This is a genomic window from Planifilum fimeticola (assembly GCF_003001905.1).
GTDB lineage: Bacteria > Bacillota > Bacilli > Thermoactinomycetales > DSM-44946 > Planifilum > Planifilum fimeticola.
The window spans coordinates 1-19,771 of the sequence record NZ_PVNE01000028.1 but is presented as its reverse complement, the minus strand read 5'-3'; the positions used below and the strand labels follow the sequence as shown (position 1 = coordinate 19,771).

15 protein-coding genes are annotated in these 19,771 nt (G+C 55.8%); 8 read left to right on the top strand and 7 right to left on the bottom strand.

The window, feature by feature from the left end:
- Positions 1-394: 394 nt before the first annotated feature.
- From CLV97_RS14725 to proS, 4 genes are all read right to left on the bottom strand, one after another.
- A complete protein-coding gene (locus tag CLV97_RS14725; RefSeq protein ID WP_106346288.1) occupies positions 395-2,251 on the bottom strand; it encodes an ABC transporter ATP-binding protein in 1,857 nt (618 codons plus the stop codon).
- Positions 2,248-3,972, bottom strand: coding sequence for an ABC transporter ATP-binding protein (locus CLV97_RS14720; RefSeq protein WP_106346287.1), 1,725 nt, complete (start codon positions 3,970-3,972; stop codon positions 2,248-2,250). The genes CLV97_RS14725 and CLV97_RS14720 overlap by 4 nt, the downstream gene beginning before the upstream one ends.
- A gap of 3 nt (positions 3,973-3,975) precedes the next feature.
- Positions 3,976-4,449, bottom strand: a complete 474-nt coding sequence (locus CLV97_RS14715) for a MarR family winged helix-turn-helix transcriptional regulator (RefSeq protein WP_170070555.1) — start codon at positions 4,447-4,449, stop codon at positions 3,976-3,978.
- Between the two features lie 683 nt (positions 4,450-5,132).
- Positions 5,133-6,590, bottom strand: a complete 1,458-nt coding sequence (gene proS / locus CLV97_RS14710; protein WP_106346285.1) for a proline--tRNA ligase — start codon at positions 6,588-6,590, stop codon at positions 5,133-5,135.
- Positions 6,591-7,044: 454 nt separating this feature from the next.
- On the opposite strand from proS, the gene aceB reads away from it, so the two are divergent.
- Complete coding sequence (gene aceB, locus CLV97_RS14705) at positions 7,045-8,649, top strand: malate synthase A (RefSeq protein WP_106346284.1); 1,605 nt, start codon at positions 7,045-7,047, stop codon at positions 8,647-8,649.
- A 223-nt stretch (positions 8,650-8,872) separates the two neighbouring features.
- On the top strand, positions 8,873-10,156 hold the full coding sequence (gene aceA / locus CLV97_RS14700; RefSeq protein ID WP_106346283.1) for an isocitrate lyase: 1,284 nt from the start codon (positions 8,873-8,875) through the stop codon (positions 10,154-10,156).
- A gap of 106 nt (positions 10,157-10,262) precedes the next feature.
- Here the strand turns inward: aceA and CLV97_RS14695 are convergent, their stop codons facing one another.
- Positions 10,263-11,729 (bottom strand): nicotinate phosphoribosyltransferase, encoded by a 1,467-nt coding sequence (locus tag CLV97_RS14695; protein WP_106346282.1) that lies wholly within the window; start codon positions 11,727-11,729, stop codon positions 10,263-10,265.
- Positions 11,730-11,816: 87 nt separating this feature from the next.
- Positions 11,817-12,233: a M67 family metallopeptidase gene (locus CLV97_RS14690; RefSeq protein ID WP_106346281.1), complete on the bottom strand. Its 417-nt coding sequence runs from the start codon at positions 12,231-12,233 to the stop codon at positions 11,817-11,819.
- 175 nt (positions 12,234-12,408) lie between these two features.
- On the opposite strand from CLV97_RS14690, the gene CLV97_RS14685 reads away from it, so the two are divergent.
- Positions 12,409-13,260, top strand: coding sequence for a DUF72 domain-containing protein (locus CLV97_RS14685; protein ID WP_106346280.1), 852 nt, complete (start codon positions 12,409-12,411; stop codon positions 13,258-13,260).
- A gap of 448 nt (positions 13,261-13,708) precedes the next feature.
- On the opposite strand, the gene CLV97_RS14675 is transcribed toward CLV97_RS14685, so the two are convergent.
- The gene (locus tag CLV97_RS14675; RefSeq protein ID WP_106346279.1) at positions 13,709-14,269 is read right to left on the bottom strand and encodes a flavodoxin family protein; all 561 of its coding nucleotides are present in this window, start codon (positions 14,267-14,269) and stop codon (positions 13,709-13,711) included.
- Between the two features lie 431 nt (positions 14,270-14,700).
- On the opposite strand from CLV97_RS14675, the gene CLV97_RS14670 reads away from it, so the two are divergent.
- From CLV97_RS14670 to CLV97_RS14645, 5 genes are all read left to right on the top strand, one after another.
- Positions 14,701-15,651, top strand: a complete 951-nt coding sequence (locus tag CLV97_RS14670) for an ABC transporter permease (RefSeq protein WP_106346315.1) — start codon at positions 14,701-14,703, stop codon at positions 15,649-15,651.
- Positions 15,644-16,594 carry an iron chelate uptake ABC transporter family permease subunit gene (locus CLV97_RS14665; RefSeq protein ID WP_106346278.1) on the top strand — a complete coding sequence of 317 codons (951 nt, stop codon included), beginning with the start codon at positions 15,644-15,646 and terminating at the stop codon, positions 16,592-16,594. Before CLV97_RS14670 ends, CLV97_RS14665 begins: the two co-directional genes overlap by 8 nt.
- Entirely contained in the window at positions 16,588-17,346 is a 759-nt protein-coding gene (locus CLV97_RS14660) for an iron ABC transporter ATP-binding protein (protein WP_106346277.1), read from the top strand. Before CLV97_RS14665 ends, CLV97_RS14660 begins: the two co-directional genes overlap by 7 nt.
- A 64-nt stretch (positions 17,347-17,410) precedes the next feature.
- Positions 17,411-18,361, top strand: coding sequence for a siderophore ABC transporter substrate-binding protein (locus tag CLV97_RS14655; protein WP_106346314.1), 951 nt, complete (start codon positions 17,411-17,413; stop codon positions 18,359-18,361).
- Between the two features lie 681 nt (positions 18,362-19,042).
- On the top strand, positions 19,043-19,447 hold the full coding sequence (locus CLV97_RS14645; protein WP_146130514.1) for a CDI toxin immunity protein: 405 nt from the start codon (positions 19,043-19,045) through the stop codon (positions 19,445-19,447).
- The last annotated feature ends 324 nt before the right edge of the window (positions 19,448-19,771 follow it).

The following is a 19,771-nucleotide window of genomic DNA, read 5'->3' as shown; positions in this document are numbered from 1 at the left end:
TCCACCTCTTTGCTGCAGATTTTATAGTCATTATCCGTTTGAACCTGACTCTTTGACAAGAAGTGGGCTCTCAGGCAGTGGAATAAAGACATTCGGAATGGAGAGGAAAATGGAACTTGGGGTGTGGTGAAGGGCCGGGACATCTCCGGAAACGGGGTTGTCAGTTTCGCAGGAGAACAGACATGCAAAATACATGTCGATGTTCCCCGCAAAATATGCCATTGTATCCTTCACATCGCAAAAGCGGCCCTCTATGTAGAGAGCCGCTTTCTTCCAATCGGCAGAGATCAACTCGAACGGATGAAAAGTCAGACCCTTTTTTTGCAGACGATGGTCAACCCTCCACAGGATTTTCTTCAGCGATTTTCCAATTCGGCATCCTCGTTCTGTTCCTTCAGACGGCCGTTTTGTTCGGAAACTGGCTGTTATAGAGGTCAGCATAAAATCCGTTCGCTTTCAGAAGCTCGTGGTGGGTTCCTTGTTCGACAACCTTCCCTTGATCCATGACCAAAATGAGATCGGCGTTCCGGATCGTCGACAGACGGTGGGCGATCACAAAACTCGTCCGCCCTTCCATCAAACGGTTCATCGCTTGCTGGATCAAAAGTTCCGTCCGTGTATCGACGTTGGATGTCGCTTCATCCAGAATCATGATCGGCGGGTCGGCGAGGATGGCCCGGGCGATGGTCAAAAGTTGCTTTTGCCCTTGAGAGATGTTGGATGCCTCCTCGTTGATGACGGTGTCGTAACCGTCCGGCAGTGTCCGGATGAAATGGTCCGCACAGGCCGCCTTCGCCGCCGCAAAAATTTCTGCATCCGTCGCCCCGTCTTTTCCGTACGCGATATTCTCTTTGATCGTTCCGTTAAAAAGCCACGTATCCTGGAGCACCATGCCGAAGGTGGCGCGAAGATTTTCCCTGGACAATTCGCGGATGTCAATGCCATCGATTTTGATGCTCCCGCTTCGAACATCGTAAAACCGCATCAACAGGTTGATCAAGGTTGTCTTGCCCGCGCCCGTCGGTCCGACGATCGCCACGGTTTGCCCGGGTTTCACATCGATGTTCATATCCTCAATAAGCGGTTCGTCTCCGTAGCTAAAGGAGACATGGTCAAACGTCACGGCACCTTTTGCGCGGGTCAATGCGGACGCGGCGGTTTCTGCCACTTCTTCTTCTTCATCAAGCAGTTCAAAAACGCGTTCCGCCGCCGCGATCGTCGCTTGGATGATGTTTGCGATGTTCGCCGTCTGGGTGACCGGTTGCGAGAACTGCCGGGAATATGAAATGAACGCGTGGATATCGCCGATGGATATCGCGCGCTGTGTCACTAAAATGCCGCCGAAGACGCAGATCATGACGTATCCGAAGTTGCCGACGAAAAGCATCAACGGCATGATGATGCCCGAAATAAATTGGGCGGCGCGTCCGGCGTCATACAATTGTTCATTGACCTCGTCGAACCGTTCGATCGCCTTTTTCTCACGGCCAAAGGCCTTCACAATCTGATGTCCCGTATAGGTTTCTTCGATATGGCCGTTGAGTTCGCCGAGCGTGCGCTGTTGGTCCGCAAAACGTTTTTGCGATCTTTTCAAAATGGGACGCATGAAAAAAATCGACATCGACAAGCTGGCGATGGAAATCACCGTCAATAGCGGGCTGATCGTCAACATCATGATGATGATCCCGACAATGGTCACAAACGACGTAATGAACTGTGCCATACTTTGTTGGAGGGTCGTGCCGATCAGGTCGATATCATTGGTAACGCGGCTCAACGTCTCCCCGTGCGGATGGCCGTCGTAGTATTTGAGGGGCAGTTTTTTGAGCTTTTCGTTGACTTCTTGCCGCAGATGGTACACCGTTTTTTGCGCGACCGTTGCCATGAGGTACTGCTGAATATAACTGAACAAACTGCTGAACACATATAATCCGGCGATCAGGATCAAAATTTGGGCAATGCCGTGAAAGTCGATGGCGGCGCCAGGTATGCCCTTCAGCTTGGCGAAGCTGCCTTCAAACAATTTGGTGATTGCATCTCCGGTCAATTTCGGTCCAAGGATCATAAAAACGGTGCTCAACGTCGCAGCAACGATGACGGCGGAAAGTTGCAGGCGAAACGGTTTTAAATACGCCAGAAGCCGCCACAACGTACCTTTAAAATTCTTGGCCTTTTGGCCGGCCATCATCAAGGCGGCACCGTGCCCGAAACCGCGTCCGCCAGGTCCTTGCGTCCTTTTTTGCCCGCTCATGCGATCTCATCCTCCCGAAATTGCGACGCGACGATTTCTTGATAAACCTCATTCGTCTCAAGCAATTCTTGGTGGGTGCCGATTCCGGCGATTTTTCCTTGGTCCAAAACGATGATCCGATCCGCGTCCATTACGGTGCTGACGCGTTGGGCCACGACGATGACCGTCGCCTGTTTCGTCTCCTCTTTCAATGCCGCGCGCAGATCCCTGTCCGTTTTGTAATCGAGAGCCGAAAAACAGTCATCAAAAATATAAATGTCCGGTTTTCTGACCAATGCCCGGGCGATCGACAACCGTTGTTTTTGACCGCCTGATAAGTTGGTGCCGCCTTGCGAGATCACGGACTCGTAGCCGTCTTTCATTTTGTTGATGAAGTCATCGGCCTGAGCGATGCGGGCGGCATGTTCAATTTCGGCTTGCGTCGCGTCTTCCTTTCCAAAACGAAGATTGTCGCTGATCGTGCCCGAAAAGAGCAGCGCTTTTTGCGGAACGTAACCGATTCTTGAACGAACATCCTCCAGTGTACAATGCCGGATATCAACGCCATTGATGCGGATGGTTCCGCTCGTTGCATCAAAGAAGCGCGGGATCAAGTTGACCAGGGTTGTTTTTCCGGAACCTGTGCCTCCGATGATCGCGGTTACTTCACCCGGGTAAGCTTTAAAACTGATATCCGACAATGCGGGTTCTTCGGCACCGGGATAACGGAACGTCACGTGTTCAAATTCCAGCGCACCCCGCTTGCGATCGGCCGTCTCATTCCCCTCGCTGAAGACGACCGGCTTCATATCCAGCACTTCATTGATCCGATTGGCAGAAACCGAAGCGCGCGGAATCATGATGAACATCATCGAGGCCATGATCAGCGCGAACATGATTTGCATGATGTATTGGACAAAAGCCATCAAATCACCGATCTGCATGGCGCCATGGTCGATCCGAATGCCGCCGATCCAGACGACGGCAACCACCGTCAAGTTCATGACGAGCATCATGATCGGCATCATGAAAGCCATCACTTTATTGACTTTGATCGAAACGTCCGTCAAATCTTTATTGGCGTTTTGCAGCCGAGCCTGTTCCTGTTTTTCCCTGTTGAAAGCACGAATGACGCGAATGCCGGTCAAGTTTTCACGCAGTACCAAATTCAACCGGTCCAAGCGTTTTTGCACCATCCGGAAGAGCGGAATGGCTTTCGACATGATCAAAAAGATGGCTCCCACCAAAATCGGCATCGTCGCCACAAGAATGAGCGATAATTTGGCGTCCTTCGAAAGCGCCATGATTAACCCGCCGATAAACATGATCGGGGCGCTTGCAATCATCCGGAAAAGCATGATCACGACTTGTTGGAGTTGGGTAATATCGTTGGTTGTTCTCGTAATGAGCGAGGCGGTTCCCACCCGGTCAAATTCCTGCAATGAAAAGTTCAACACGTGGACAAATACTTTCCGGCGAAGGTCGCGCCCGAAGCCCATCGCTGCGCTTGATGAGAAGTAGCTTGCGGCAATGGACGCAAGCGCTCCAATCGCGGAAATGAAAAGCATGAGCCCGCCCATTTTCCATATATAGGGTTTGTTGCCGACAACGACCCCTTTGTCGATAATGTCCGACATCAGCGTCGGCAAATACAGATTGGCCATCGACTCGATAAAGACGCAGGCGAAGACCGAAAGGACAATCCACTTATACACCTTGAGATTTTTCAATATTTTTATCATAGGTCATTCCCCTTGCTCCATAAGGGCTTTTTCCAAATAGCTCTCAATTCTGCTCAGGTAGTCGAGCAGTTCTTTTTGTTGCTTTTCGCTGAGCGTTCTCACGGCCGCTTCAAAAACATTATTGGCATAACCTTTATGTTGCCGAATGTTCTCGTACATGGCCCTTCCCTTATCGGTGAGGGTAAGTTGCATTTCCCTCCGATTCTCTTCGACCGGCCGTCGATCCAAGAATTCCGCCTGCACAAGCCCTTCCACGGCCTGGCTCAATGTGCTCTTCGGAAACCTCGTCATTTGTCCGAGTTGTTTCTGTGTTGTCGATTCAAGCGGCCCAATCGTCATCAAAAGAAAAAATTGGGGCAGAGACAGCCTATTGTCCGTCGCCGTTTTGTGGGCTATTTTTCTCAGGTAAGTATTCACTCGCCAAAACGTGCGCAATATCTCTCTTGGTTGTCCGTCTGTTTGCTCTTCCGGATTCATCTTAACCACCCCTATTTTCCAATTTGAACTGTTCATATACGAACTGTTTATAGCCGTATTTTATAGTCAGCCGGTATCCTTGTCAATAGGGGTCAGCATCACAAAGAAAATGGACCGGTTGCGGGAGGCCGGAGAAGCTAAGGGAATCAATTTTGGTCGGCGATCAAGGGCGTGCCGGAGATGGAGGAGCCTGTCGGAAAATGAAAGCCGGGCCGAAGGGCCCGGTTGTTGACAGAGTATAGGTGGGAGCGGTTTTTCACAGAGCGACCCCTGCTGATAGGGCCGAGGAAGTTGTGAAACCAACCATCCCCATCGGATGCCGAAAGGGGGTGTACCGTTTTGTTTCGTTCATATGGCCAAGGTACCCGGCGGCACACTCCCTTTCCCCAACATCAATTTTTAAAGAGCCTTTGGCGCGCGGTATGTCGCCAGTCTCAACCGGGCCATGGGTCGGGGTTCAGGCTGTTGACAAAGCGTCAGGCGGAGGCCTTTTTCCCCCTCGGCTTCACTTGAGGGGCGTGTGCTCGGAGAAACATCGCCTCCCATCGTCTTCGACGATTGCCGGAAATCCCGCACCCTGGCCTGGGGCCCGGGTTGCCCGCCCTACGCGGCAGCCGTGGCGAAAAAAAAGCACCCGGGCTCTTCGGCCCGGGTGAGTTTTTTTGTGGCGGCCACCGCGCGGATCAATAGGCCCGGGCGAACCAGACCGTATGCCGGGCGCTGTCGCCGCACACCAGGCAACGCTTCTTTTCTTCCGGAGGATGGAAGGGAATGTTGCGGGAGGTGAATTTGGTCTCCTCCTTCACTTTCGCTTCGCAGGCGTCGCTTCCGCACCATCCCGCCAGCATCCAACCCGCCGGTTCGCCCCGCTCGGAGGATGCGGCGATGTGTTGTTGAAGGTCGTCCAGGGTTTCCAGGTCCAGGTGGGAGTGGCGGTCGCGGAAGTCGACGGCCATCCGGAACAGGTTTTTCTGAATCTCCGTATCCAGCAGGGATTGAACGGTTTCCAGGACCTTGTCCAGGGGGACCGTCAGTTTTTCGCCGGTGTCCCGGCGGGCCAGGACACACTGGTTGTTTTCGACGTCCCGCGGCCCGAGTTCGATCCGCAGCGGCACTCCCCGCATCTCCCACTCGTTGAATTTCCAACCCGGGCTTTCATCCCGGAGATCGGCCTTGACCCGGATTCCCGCCTGTTTCAGCGTTTCGAAGATCCGGTCGAAGGGGCCCATCACATCCTTCCGCTTTTTGGGCGGCCCGACGGGGATCATGATCACCTGCACCGGTGCCAGCCGCGGCGGCAGCACGAGCCCCTGATCGTCCCCGTGCACCATGATCAGGGCGCCGATCAGGCGCGTGGATGCCCCCCAGGATGTGGTGTGCACGTACTTCCGCTGGTTATCCCGGTCCAGGAATTGAATGTCGAAGGCCTTGGCGAAGTTTTGGCCGAGGTAGTGGGAGGTGCCCGCCTGCAGCGCCTTGCCGTCCTTCATCATCGCTTCGATCGAGTAGGTTTGAACGGCTCCGGCAAACCGCTCCGAAGGGGTTTTTTCCCCGGTCCAGACGGGAATGGCCAGTTCGCTTTCCACGAAATCCCGGTAGATTTCCAGCATCTGCATCGTTTCCCGCCGCGCTTCCTCCTCGGTCGCGTGGGCGGTGTGCCCTTCCTGCCAGAGGAATTCCGAGGTGCGCAGGAACGGAAAGGTCCGCTTTTCCCAGCGGAAGACGTTGGCCCACTGGTTGATCAGCACCGGAAGATCCCGGTAGCTCTGGATCCATTGACTGTACATGTGGCCGATGATCGTCTCGGAGGTGGGGCGGAGGGCCAACCGTTCCTCCAGCTGTTCGCCGCCGGCCTCGGTCACCCAGGGCAGTTCGGGGTTAAAGCCTTCCACATGATCCTTTTCTTTCTGGAAGAAGCTCTCCGGCACCAGCATCGGGAAATACGCGTTGCGGTGCCCCGTCTCCTTGAAACGTTTGTCGAGACCGGCCTGGATCCGCTCCCAGAGTTCGTAGCCGTCCGGCTTGAACACGATGCAGCCGCGAACCGGGGAGTAATCCATCAGGTCGGCCTTTCGGATGGTATCGATGTACCATCGGGAAAAATCTTCGGACTGCGGGGTCACACCCTTTTCGTCGTGCATGGCATGCGCTCCTTTCCTTAAAATGCAAAAACTCCGCCCCTGATAGGGACGGAGAGTCGCTCCGCGGTACCACCCTGCTTGACCGCCGCTTGTGGCGGCCCGCTTTGACCCGTTAACGGCGGGGACCCGGCACGGCTCATCGCCGGCTGCTCCAGGGTGGGTGCAAGGGGCTCCGCGTACCGGCTTCGCACCGTCCGCCGGCTCTCTGGGACGCGGCGCTCCCCTTGTCGGCCCTTTCATCGCATTTCTCTCATTCGTACAGTCAACTTTATCAGGTTGGAGAGCGGATGTCAATGCGATCGCCCCCTTCGGGCGGCAATGTTTGAAAGCGGGAGGAAGTGAAAAAATGAAGAAGAGGTAGTTGCAAGACAACTACTGTTGTAATACAATAACGGTGAACGGGCGAATTGTATTACTACAGAATCGTCCCGAGCGGAAGGGGGAAGCAGCATTCATGACGACCACCCTCTCATGTCCGGAAGGGGTAGAGGTCAAAGGACGGGTGACACCGGAGGTTGCGGAGATCTTAACCCCGGAGGCGCTGGACTTTGTCGCCCGGTTGGAGCGGAAATTCGGTGACAGAAGGAAGGAGCTCCTCGCCCGGCGCGCCCAGCGTCAGGAGCGCCTCGACGCCGGAGAGATGCCCGATTTCTTGCCGGAAACCCGATCGATTCGCGAGGGATCCTGGACCATCGCGCCTTTGCCGAAGGATCTGCAGGATCGTCGGGTGGAGATCACCGGTCCGGCGGGCGACCGGAAAATGGTGATCAACGCCCTCAATTCGGGAGCCAAATGCTTCATGGCCGACTTTGAGGACGCCCTCTCTCCCACTTGGGAGAATGTGATCCAAGGGCAGATCAACCTGAGGGACGCCATCCGCCGGCGGATCGATTTTGTCAGCCCCGAGGGGAAGAAGTACGCCCTCAAGGATGAAGTGGCCACGCTGATCGTTCGGCCCCGGGGCTGGCACCTGGAAGAGAAGCACCTGTTCGTCGACGGGGATGCGATGTCCGGCGGGCTTTTCGATTTCGGCCTGTATTTCTTCCACAACGCCAAGGAATTGATCGACCGGGGAACGGGTCCCTATTTCTACCTTCCGAAGATGGAGAGCCACCTGGAGGCCCGGCTGTGGAACGACGTGTTCAACTTTGCGCAGGATGAGCTGGGGATTCCCCGGGGCACCATCAAGGCGACCGTGCTGATCGAGACGATCATGGCCGCCTTCGAAATGGATGAGATCCTCTACGAGCTGCGGGAACACTCCGCGGGTTTGAATTGCGGCCGTTGGGATTACATTTTCAGCTATCTGAAGCGGTTCCGCAATCGGCCGGAGGTGATCCTCCCCGACCGGAGCAAGGTGACGATGACGGTACCCTTCATGAGGGCTTACACCCTGCTGACGATCAAGACGTGCCACCGGAGGGAGGCGCCGGCGATCGGAGGCATGGCCGCCCAGATCCCGGTGAAGAACGACCCGGAAAAGAACGAGGCGGCCATGGCCAAAGTGCGGGAAGACAAGCGGCGTGAAGCTTCCGACGGCCATGACGGGACCTGGGTGGCCCATCCGGGGCTGGTTCCCGTGGCCAAGGAGATCTTTGACGAGCTGATGCCCACGCCCAATCAGATCCACAAGAAGCGGGAAGATGTCCGGGTGACCGCCAAAGATCTGGTGGCCGTCCCCGAGGGCCCCATCACCGAACAGGGGATCCGGACCAACCTGCGGGTGGGACTTTTGTACGTGGAGGCATGGCTCCGGGGTTACGGCGCCGTCGCCATCGACAATCTGATGGAGGATGCGGCCACGGCGGAAATCTCCCGGGCCCAGCTGTGGCAGTGGATTCGCCATCCCGAGGGCAAGTTGGAGGACGGCCGCGAGGTGACCTGGGAGCTGGTGGAAGGGTTCATGCAGGAGGAGCTGGACCGAATCCGGGAGGAGATCGGGGAGGAAGCCTTTGAAAAGGGCAAGTTCAATGAGGCCCGGGAGCTTCTGACCCGCCTGATCAACCAGGAGCAATTGGCCGAGTTCCTTACCCTTCCGGGATACGCGTACCTGGATTGATGCAGAAAAGGGGAGATGGCCGGGGACTTCGTCCCCCCTTCTCCCCAGAAGTTCAAGAGTCCGACGCGATCGGACCGGCTTTAGTCCCTTCATGCAAGTTCAGAGGCTGTCTCATCCGCTCCTTTCCCGAGTTTCAACTTCCGGAAAGGGGAGGGGACGGTATTATACCGAGTATGTAAAATATTTACAATATTATCAAATATATACCAAGGAGGTATGGATCATGATTGATGCGCAGGAAGCCAAAGCCCTGCAGGAGAGCTGGGAGAAGGACGAACGGTGGAAGGGCATTGTCCGCCCCTACACCGCGGAGCAAGTCTTGAAGCTGCGCGGTTCCGTCAAGATCGAGTACACCCTGGCCAAGATGGGCGCCGAGCGGCTGTGGCACCTATTGAAAACGGAGCATCACGTGAAAGCCTTGGGCGCCCTCACCGGGAACCAGGCGGTCCAGCAGGTGAAGGCCGGCTTGAAGGCCATCTATCTGAGCGGTTGGCAGGTGGCGGCGGACGCCAACCTGGCCGGTCAAATGTATCCGGATCAGAGCCTGTATCCTGCCAACAGCGTCCCCCACGTGGTGAAGCGGATCAATCAAGCCCTGCAGCGCGCCGATCAGATCGAACACGCCGAGGGCGGGGCCAAGCGCTACTGGTTCGCGCCGATCGTCGCCGATGCGGAGGCCGGGTTCGGAGGCACCCTCAATGTGTTTGAACTGATGAAAGCGATGATCGAAGCGGGTGCCGCCGGCGTCCACTTTGAGGATCAGCTGTCCTCGGAGAAGAAGTGCGGACATCTGGGAGGAAAGGTGCTCATCCCGACCCAGCAGGCGATTCGAAACCTGGTGGCCGCCCGCCTCGCCGCCGATGTGATGGGAGTGCCCACCATCCTCATCGCCCGGACTGACGCCAACGCCGCTAAACTGCTCACCAGCGACATCGATCCCCGGGATCGGGAGTTCATCACCGGGGAGCGGACGGCGGAGGGTTTCTTCCGGGTGCGCGCCGGTCTGGATCAGGCCATCGCCCGGGGATTGGCCTATGCGCCCTACGCCGACCTCATCTGGTGCGAAACCTCGGAACCCAACCTGGAGGAAGCCCGCCGCTTCGCCGAGGCGATTCACGCCAAATATCCGGGCAAAATGTTGGCCTACAACTGTTCGCCCTCCTTCAACTGGAAGAAGAAGCTGGATGACGAAACCATCGCCCGCTTCCAGGATGAGCTGGGCGAAATGGGATACAAGTTCCAATTCGTCACCCTGGCCGGTTTCCATGCCCTGAACCACAGCATGTTCGAACTGGCCCGCCAGTACAGGGAACGGGGGATGGCCGCCTACGCCGAACTGCAGCAGCGGGAGTTTGCCAGCGAAGTGCACGGCTATTCGGCCACCCGCCATCAGCGGGAAGTGGGTACCGGTTACTTCGACGAAGTCTCCATGGTGATTTCCGGGGGCAGCTCCTCCACGACCGCCCTCACGGGATCCACGGAAGAGGAGCAATTCACCCAGGTTTGAGGTTTCCCTCATCTCCGTATCGGCTCATCCGGGAAATCGCGCAATAAAACGGGCGCCTGCTCGAACGATGCGTTCGAGGGGCGCCCTTCTTTTATCCTCCTGCGGTTTAACCCCCGTTTTCCTCCCGGATCGATGCGTAGATCTTGTTCAGGAGATTCTGCTTTTCCTCCCACAGGTCCCGGGAGAGATCGACGGGGTACTCCTCCGGGTTGAGGAGGCGCAGGTATTCTTCCCAAAACAGGGAGAGCTGCTCCCGATGGTAATTTCGAATTTCCTCCAGGGAAGGAAGTTCGTACACCCGTTTTCCGTCCCGGAAGATGGGAACGAGGAGGTTGATCGCCCGGAAATGGGTGACCTTTTTTTTCCGGAAGGTGTGGACCGGGTGGAAGAGGATGAGGGGACGGCTTTCATCGATGACGGTATCCACCCGGGTGATCAGATCCCCCCGCGCCTTGCCCGTTTTCCGGTCGACAATCCGGTAAACCGTCTTGCGGCCGGGAGTGGTCACCTTTTCCGGATTGGAGGAGATTTTCAGGGTCGGAAGCCACCGGCCCTGCTCGTACCGGGCCACCATTTTGTAAACGGCACCGAGGGCGGGTTGATCATAGGCGGTGATCAGCTTGGTGCCGATTCCCCAGGAGTCGATCCGGGCTCCCTGGGATTTCAGGTTGAGGATGGTTGTTTCGTCCAGATCGCTGGAGGCGACGATCAGGGTGTCCGTCAGCCCCGCCTCGTCCAGCATCTGCCGGGCGCGTTTGGACAGGTAGGCCAGGTCGCCGCTGTCCAGGCGGACGCCGGCCAGTCGCTTTCCTTCCCGCTTCAGCTCCAATCCCACCTGGATGGCGTGGGGCAAGCCGCTCTTCAGGGTGTCGTAGGTGTCCACCAGCAGGATGGCCTGGTCCGGGAAGGAGCGGACGAAGGCGCGGAAAGCTTCCAGTTCGCTGTCAAAGTCCTGTACCCAGGAATGGGAATGGGTTCCCCGGGTGGGGATGCCGAAGAGCTGACCGGCCCGAACATTGCTGGTGGCGTCGAAACCGGCGATATAGGTGGCCCGGGCTCCCCACACCGCCGCATCCGTCTCCTGGGCCCGCCGGGTGCCGAATTCCATCAGGACGTCCTTGGGGGCGACGTGGCGGATGCGGGCCGCCTTGGTCGCCACCAGCGACTGGTATCCGACGAAGTTGAGCAGGGCGGTCTCCACCAGTTGCAGCTCCATGATCGTCCCTTCCAGCCGAAGAAGGGGCTCGTTCGGAAAGACCAGTGTTCCCTCCGGGATGGCGTACAGATCGCCGGTGAATCGGAAGGAGCGAAGCATCTTCAAAAAGTCCGGGTCGTAGTTTTCCGGCTGGCCGGCGAGATATTCAATGTCTTCCTCGGTAAAGCGGAGATTTTCCAAATAGTGGACTGCCCGTTCCAGTCCGGCGAAGACGGCGTAGCCGTTTCCGAAGGGGAGTTGTCGGAAATATAGGTCAAAGGCACGGCGCCTGCGGTGAGTTCCGTTTTTCCAATGGGCGTACATCATGTTGATCTGATACTTGTCCGTATGTAAGGAGGGTACAGGGGACGGTACCATCTTTTCTTCATTCCTCCGATTTACTGTTCTTGAAAACGCGCGGTGCCTTCCCGTAGGAAAAGGCGGCTCCGGGCCGTTTCCGTTCCTTCAGCGGTCGACGATGATCTGGTACATCACCGGGACGACCTTTTCTTTTGCGATGTAGTAGGCCGAGAGGCGGCTCTGATCTCCCTTGAGGGAGAGGATCCAGTAGCTCTTTTCCGGGTAATGCCAATTGGCCAGATCCCGGGCGGAGGGAACCGGATCCGTGTTGGGGTGGGAGTGGACGATGCCGATCCAATCCAGCCCCCTTTTCCGGATTTCCCGAATCGTATCCAGATAGGTGCGAGGTTCGAATTGAAAGGAGTGGGGGCTTTGGTCCAGGTTCGGGATGGGAAAAAAGTGGGTGATCTCCTGATCCTGTCCGGCCAATATTCCGCACGCCTCGTTGGGCAGCTGTTTCATGCAGTACTGCCGGAGATGGTCGACCACCGCCGCCCGGATCGACAATACCTGGCGGGCCACTTTAGAAACCTCCTCAACGGCAGGGTGTCCCGGTGTGAGCTATTTCTGTTCCGGGTCAACGGTTTCTTTCATCTATTGTATAACTAAAGCCGCCCAAGGGAAAGGGAGGCCATGTCGGGGCGAAATTTCGATTCCTGTGATAGAATGAGTTCACCAGAGACAGGGAGGGAGCCGGATGAATCCGATTCAAGTGGGCGTGTGCGGTTGGGGAGATCACGACCTGTATCCGCCCGGGACCCCCTCGCGGGACAAGCTGGCCCTCTATGCCGGCCATTTTCCGGTGGTGGAGGTGGACAGCACCTATCACGCCATTCCTCCCGCTGAGCGGTGCGCCCGCTGGGTGGAGGACACGCCGGAGACCTTCCGATTCGTGGTGAAGGCCTACCGGGAGCTGACCGGCCACGGCCGACCGAAGGGAGCGCCCGAACGCCCCTGGAAGGAGGTGGCCGACAGCTTTGCCGCCGCGCTTCGGCCGTTTCAAGAGGGGGGAAAGCTGTCGATGGTGTTGTTCCAGTTTCCCCCGTGGTTCGACTGCACCCGGGAACACGTCCGACATATCCGGCGGTGCCGGGAGGCCTTCGCTGATTTTCCCCTGGCCGTCGAATTCCGCAACCGGACGTGGTACGCACCCCGCTTTCGCGAGGGGACCCTCCGCTTTCTCCAGGAGGAGGGGCTGATCCACACCGTCTGCGACGAGCCCCAGGCCGGGGAGGGCTCCATCCCGGTCGTTCCCGTCGTCACCCATCCCGATGCCGTTTTGATTCGTTTCCACGGCCGCAACCGGGAGGGATGGAACAACACGGGCCGCTCCAACTGGCGCGGAGTCCGCTATGCCTACCGCTATTCCCGGGAGGAGCTGGCCGAGTGGATTCCCCGCATCGAAGCGATGAAGCGGGAAGCCAGGCAGGTCACCATCCTCTTCAACAACAACTCCCAGGGGGACGCGGCCCCCAACGCCAAAGAGCTGATCGACATGATGGGGCTCACCTTCGAGGGGCTGGCCCCCCGCCAGCTGGGGATATGGTAGAGGGAAGGGGACGCCCTTGTCCGGCGCCTGATTTTTTGGCGCGGACGGGGCGGGCCGCATCCCTCGGCGCGGTGTTAGCCGGCGGGGACATCGCCCGTGTCGGGATGCATCCGCAGGGACGTTCTTTCGCCCGGTCCTCGGCGGTTGGTTACAATAGACAAAGGAGACGACGAAGCCGCGGATGGACCATGCGGGCCGAGGTCGACCGAGCGGGATACGGGGGTTCTTTTCATGAGGTTTGAGGAAAGAGTGCAACTGAATGAGGACAAGCTGAATGACACCGATGACCAAATCGTCGATTACATTCGGGAAAACCGGGCCGGGATCGGAGACATCTCGATCCAGGCGATGGCCGAAGCCTTCTACACCGTTCATCAATTGAATCGTTATGGATTGCGGAAAAGCGATCATAAAAGGGTGCCGTCTCGGCACCCTGGTTTTTTTGTGATTAGCGGTGGGATCCGGCCTCCATTTCGGCCAGGATCCGGCTCCTGATCTCCCGCGCGGCGGAGAGTGCTTCGGCATCCTGTTCGATGTCCCCGGGGCGGTTTCCCCGTCCGATCACATGGCCGGCGAACCGGATGCCGACGAAATCGAAGATGTGCCGGAATTGCTCAATCAAGGCCCTTCCCTTCACATGGGGGTCATCATCGCCTACAGCCAGCACATACGCCCGTTTTCCCGTCATCCGGTCCAGGAATTCTTTCCGGTTTTCCCGCAGAGATTGGGACCAGCGGTCGATGAAGAGCTTCAAAGGTCCCGGCATTCCGTACCAGTAGATGGGGGTGGCAAAGATCAGGAGGTCCTGCTTGAGCACCCGGTCCAACAGTTTCCGGTAATCATCCTCGGGATAGGATCCCGGCTCCGTATGCCGATAGTCGATGATCGGTTCGATCCGATAATCGGTCAAGAAAAGGGAGTCGACGTCCATTCCTTCGACCAGCACCTTCGCCAAGCGTTCGGAATTTCCGCCTCTGCGGGAGCTGGCATATAGTACGGCGATATTCACGGCATGTCCTTCCTTTCCTGGTTGAGATGATAGGTTTCCTTTACCGGACCCGCATGATTATTTTATCAGACTTTCATGTCCCTCCTTCACAGACTCCCGGGGCAGGGGCTTTCTTTGACGTTCGGGCAGGATTTGGATCACCGCTCGCCCCGCCGTCCAATGTGGACCGTAGCGGAAACTCGAACACCGGCTGACGCCCTTTGGCCATTTTTTCACAATTTGTTTTACAACTTTGTCATTGACGATGAGAATCATTATCAATATAATCGTGGATGGGATCCCAATATGAAATCGGGGGGGGAGGCAGGAGGAGCTTATTTTTTTCCACATGAGATGAGAATGATTCTCTCTATCATGTAGAAGCCGATAGGACGACTGAAAGGAAAGAGCGCGTGATTGCGTACAGCATAGAGGAAACGGGCCAGATTATGTTGAAAAAAAGGTTTCTCATCCCGGTTTTGCTTATTCTTTCCGTGCTGTCCCTGTTTGTCGGGGTCAAAGAGATCCAACTGACCGGTTTGCTCCAAGGGGATGAAGACCAGTGGCAGATCCTGTGGGTCAGTCGCGTTCCCCGGCTGATCAGCCTGATCATCGCGGGCGCCAGCATGGGGATCGTCGGTCTCATCATGCAGCAATTGAGCCGGAACCGGTTCGTTTCACCCACCACGGCGGGAACGGAGGATTCGGCCCGGCTGGGCATTCTGGTGTCCCTGATGTTGTTCGGCGCGGCCACCACTCTGCAAAAAATGTTGTTGGCGTTTCTGTTCGCTCTTCTGGGGACCTTTCTCTTCATGAAAATCCTGGCGCGCATCCGGTTCAAAAATGCCGTCTTCATCGCTCTGGTCGGCCTGATGCTGGGCAATGTGATCGATTCCGTCACCACCTTTTTCGCCTACAAGCATGACTTGATCCAAAGCATCGGAGCCTGGTTTTACGGCGATTTTTCCATGATCGTCAGCGGGCGGTACGAAATGATGTACATCAGCATCCCGCTGATCGTCATCGCCTATCTGTACGCCGACCGCTTCACGATCGCCGGCATGGGCGAGGAATTTTCCGTCAATCTGGGACTTGATTACCGGCAGGTGGTGAATATCGGAATGGTCATCGTCGCCATGGTGACGGCCGCCGTCATTCTGACCGTCGGGGTGATTCCATTTTTGGGATTGATCATACCGAACATCGTGACCATCCTGCGGGGGGCTCATTTGCGGCAGAATCTCTTTCTCACGGCCTTGCTGGGGTCGGTTTTCCTCCTGGTCTGCGACATCCTCGGGCGGATTCTCATATATCCCTATGAGATCCCCATCGGGCTGACCGTCGGGATCATCGGCAGCGGGGTGTTCCTGTACCTGCTGTTGAGGAGTCGGGGCCATGGGTGATCGGACCAAACTGACCCTCCTTGCCGCGGTCGCCCTCGGATGCGTTGCGTTGTTTATGCTGACTCACCTCAGCGGCAATCTGGATTACATCGTCCCGAGAAGGGCGGCGAAGCTGGCCGCCATCATCATGACCGGCGTGACCATCGCCTTTTCCACGGTCGTCTTTCAGACCATCACCAACAACCGGATTCTTACCCCGTCCATCATCGGGCTGGATGCCCTGTACCTGTTTATCAACGCGACGATCGTGTTCCTGTTCGGATCTCAAGCCTTTGTCTTCATGGACGACAATGTGCGGTTCTTGATGTCCGCCGGTTTGATGGTGCTGTTTTCCGTCCTATTGTACCGTCTGCTGTTCCGCCGTGAGGAGAAAAACATCTTTTTTGTCCTCCTGGTCGGGGTTATCATGGGCACCCTTTTCCGCAGCGCCACGTCGTTCATGCAGATGCTCATCGACCCCAACGAATTTCTCGTCATCCAGGACCGGATGTTCGCCGGCTTCAACAACATCCACACCGATTTGCTGTGGGTTTCCATGGTGACGGTCGCCGTCGTGCTTTTGTACTTCCTGCGTTTCGCTCGGTTCTTGGACGTCCTGGCGCTGGGCCGGGATCATGCGGTCAACTTGGGGGTGGATTACGATTATGTCGTGTCCCGGCTGTTTATCATCGTGGCCGCCCTGGTATCCGTCGCCACGGCGCTGGTGGGACCGATCACCTTCCTGGGGCTCATCGTCGCCAATGTCGCCTACCATCTCCTGTCCACGTACCGCCACCGGCCGGTGATTGCCGCCGCCGCGTTGATCGCCGTGGTGATGTTGGTCGGGGGGCAGTGGGCGGTTGAACGCCTCTTCACCTTTTCCACCACCATCAGTGTGATCATCAACTTCTTCGGCGGCATTTACTTCATCTATCTCTTGTTGAGGGAGAGTAAATCATGGTAGAGGTGCAAAACGTGACCAAACGGTACGGGGGTCGTGCGGTCGTCGATGCCGTCTCGGTCAACATCCCCCGGGGGAAGATCACTTCGCTGATCGGCCCCAACGGCGCCGGAAAGAGCACGCTGCTGTCCATGATCAGCCGTCTGGTGCCGAAGGATGAGGGGGAGATCCGGATCGACGGTCGGGAACTGGGGAGCGTCAAGAATAACGAACTGGCCAAAAAGCTGTCGATTCTGAAACAGTCCAACCACCTCCAGATCCGGCTGAAGGTGCGGGAGCTGGTCAGCTTCGGACGCTTCCCCTATTCCCGGGGGCGTTTGACGAAGGAAGACTGGATGCACGTCGAGCGGGCCATCGAGTACATGGAGCTGGAGGATCTGCAGGATCGGTTCCTCGACCAATTGAGCGGCGGCCAGCGGCAACGGGCGTTCATCGCCATGGTGCTGGCCCAAAACACCGACTATATCCTGTTGGACGAACCGTTGAACAACCTGGACATGAAACACTCGGTCCAGATCATGAAGACCCTGCGCAAAATGGTGGACGATCTGGGAAAGACGATCGTGCTGGTCCTTCACGACATCAACTTCGCCTCTTTCTACTCGGATTACATCATCGCCATGAGAGGCGGAAAGGTGCTCCATGAAGGGCCGACCTGCGATATGATTCAGCCTGACGTGTTGAGGGACGTGTTTGACATGAACATCAAAATTCAGGAAGTGGACGACAATCGCCTGTCCATCTATTACACGTGAAGGGATGAACCGGGGGGCTTCCGGTGAGTTCCTATAAGAGAAGGGGAGGATCGAGATGGTTCGTCTGCGCAAACTGTTTCTCGGTACATTGATGCTGATGCTGGTGCTCTCTTTGGCCGCCTGCGGCTCCTCCGCCAATACGGCCCGGGAGGATTCCGCTTCGCAGGAAGGGGAAGAAATCGTCGTCAAACATCAGCTGGGCGAGACAAAGGTGAAGAAAAACCCGAAAAACGTGGTGGTCTTCGACTTCGGCGTGCTGGACTCGCTGGATAAACTGGGCGTGGAGGTGGCCGGGGTTCCTCAGGCCAACGTTCCCCCTTATCTGAAAAAGTATGGGGCCGGCGACTATGCCAACGTGGGCAGTCTGAAGGAGCCGGATTTTGAAAAGGTCAGCTCCCTCGGTCCGGAATTGATCATCATTTCGGCTCGGCAGTCGGATCAGTACGAGGAGTTTTCCAAAATCGCCCCGACCATTTACATGGGCGTGGATACCAGCCGCTACATGGAGTCCTTCACGGAAAACATGGAGACCCTGGGGAAAATCTTCGGCAAGGAAGCGGAAGTGGAGAAGGAACTGGAGGCCATCAACGAGACCATCGAGAAGGTAAAGGAAAAGGCCTCGGCCAGCGACAAAAAAGCGTTGATCATTCTCACGACCGGCGGAAAAACAAGCGCTTACGGGCCGGGCTCCCGCTTCGGACTGATTCATGACGTCCTGGGCGTCAAGCCGGTGGACAAGAACATCAAGGCCGCCACCCACGGGATGAGCGTTTCCTTCGAGTACATCGCCGAGAAAAACCCCGACTATCTCTTCGTGATCGACCGGGACAAAGTGGTCAGCGGTGAAGGAGGCCAGCCGGCCGAGCAGGTGCTGAACAACGATCTGGTGAAAGGGACCAAAGCCTACAAGGACAAAAACATCGTGTATCTGGATCCGAACTACTGGTATCTGTCCGGCGGCGGCTTGGTCTCCCTCGGCGAGATGGTGAAGGAAGTGGAGGCGGGCCTTCAATAGAGGGCGACAGAATAGCCTGCCCTTCGCTCTTCGATCGGAGCGGGGGCGGGCTTTTTATGTTGACAAGCGCACCGGGATGGCTGTTGAAGCATTTTGATTTTATCGCCATGTTATATATTGTGTTGAATATCTCGAATGTGGATCGGATTAGGATCCGCCCTGGTGGCTTTCTGTTGGGCATCAGCGCCCGGAGGGGAAAGGATATGGACATCCAGCAGAGGATTCGGCGACCTTTTCTTTCTCCTGGTGCGTACGTTCCGGGATCATAACAACCCCGTTTCAGGAGTTGTTTTCTTCTTCATCGCTCTTATGGGATAAGAGAGCCTCCGGTAGGGGAAAACCCTTGGGGTCGGTGTCTATTTTTTCAATGGAAGAAATTATATAATAGAACATATAGCAAATCATGTATTTATTGAATTTTTTGGGGTAAATTCAGTTTTGCTATTGATTCTATTTACTTTACACCAGAACTATTACTCACGCGTTTGGCTGATCAGTCAAGATTGCTGGTTTTGCACTGGAAGCGGTCCGGGATTGTTGTACGTTATTCTTTACCTATCACATATAAGCATTTTAGGATTCCTTTTCTATTGGGTAGTGCGATTCTTTGGGAGAAGATGAAGGGAGGGGGGGTAGAAGCCTCGGGTCCCAACGGTGATGCTAGATCGGGGAGAAGTGAAAATGACTCTTTTTGATGAATGTATCGAGGCATTGAAAAGAGAAGGCGAGGTTATTGTTTTGTCTGAGGAAGAATCAAAAGAAATTGAAAAAGAATTTGAAGAAATTGTTCCTATTCATCCGACTGTGGCAAAAGTTGATTTCAGCAAAATGTTATGGAAGAGGGAAATTGTAGTAGATGAGGACATATTGGAGGAATTATTTAAAAATAACGTTAATGTAAATGAGCCGGTTTATGTTTTCTGGGATAATGTAGCGTACCCAACGCTTAAAACCTCTATAAAAAATGTTATTAATGCCATAGATTATGTTATATCCGTCAGCTTTGATACTTGGATCTTTTGCCCCAAGGAAAGGTACATTGTGGAGTATTATCATGAGGGTGAAACCTTTTTGGGGTTCTACTAAGCAGGTATACGATCTCCGATAGTGCAAACTACCTGGGAGTGATGATCCGTTCAGTTTTGTGCCAATAATCCCTGGGGAATTGTGTCCAAAGGTTATAGCGTAGATGTATACCCATCGATTTGCACGGCAGCCAAAGTCAAAGTTTGCCGACGAAGCTTCCACCTGGGAAGTCAATAAAATTGTTTTCCAATTTTGAGCGAACGAAAGGGATGACGTAGATGTCATCCCTGAGGCTGTTGACAAAGAAGGGTCAACAGCCTTTTTTGTTGAATTCGGAATAAAACAATTCCGAAGGAAGGTTTTTATATGTTCAGGACGAACCCA

Excerpts from the sequence above, each read along its gene's own strand:
- CLV97_RS14725 (WP_106346288.1), bottom strand. The coding sequence starts at position 2,251 with ATGAGCGGGCAAAAAAGGACGCAAGGACCTGGCGGACGCGGTTTCGGG.
- CLV97_RS14720 (WP_106346287.1), bottom strand. The coding sequence starts at position 3,972 with ATGATAAAAATATTGAAAAATCTCAAGGTGTATAAGTGGATTGTCCTT.
- CLV97_RS14715 (WP_170070555.1), bottom strand. The coding sequence starts at position 4,449 with ATGAATCCGGAAGAGCAAACAGACGGACAACCAAGAGAGATATTGCGC.
- proS (WP_106346285.1), bottom strand. The coding sequence starts at position 6,590 with ATGCACGACGAAAAGGGTGTGACCCCGCAGTCCGAAGATTTTTCCCGA.
- aceB (WP_106346284.1), top strand. The coding sequence starts at position 7,045 with ATGACGACCACCCTCTCATGTCCGGAAGGGGTAGAGGTCAAAGGACGG.
- aceA (WP_106346283.1), top strand. The coding sequence starts at position 8,873 with ATGATTGATGCGCAGGAAGCCAAAGCCCTGCAGGAGAGCTGGGAGAAG.
- CLV97_RS14695 (WP_106346282.1), bottom strand. The coding sequence starts at position 11,729 with ATGGTACCGTCCCCTGTACCCTCCTTACATACGGACAAGTATCAGATC.
- CLV97_RS14685 (WP_106346280.1), top strand. The coding sequence starts at position 12,409 with ATGAATCCGATTCAAGTGGGCGTGTGCGGTTGGGGAGATCACGACCTG.
- CLV97_RS14665 (WP_106346278.1), top strand. The coding sequence starts at position 15,644 with ATGGGTGATCGGACCAAACTGACCCTCCTTGCCGCGGTCGCCCTCGGA.
- CLV97_RS14660 (WP_106346277.1), top strand. The coding sequence starts at position 16,588 with ATGGTAGAGGTGCAAAACGTGACCAAACGGTACGGGGGTCGTGCGGTC.
- CLV97_RS14645 (WP_146130514.1), top strand. The coding sequence starts at position 19,043 with ATGACTCTTTTTGATGAATGTATCGAGGCATTGAAAAGAGAAGGCGAG.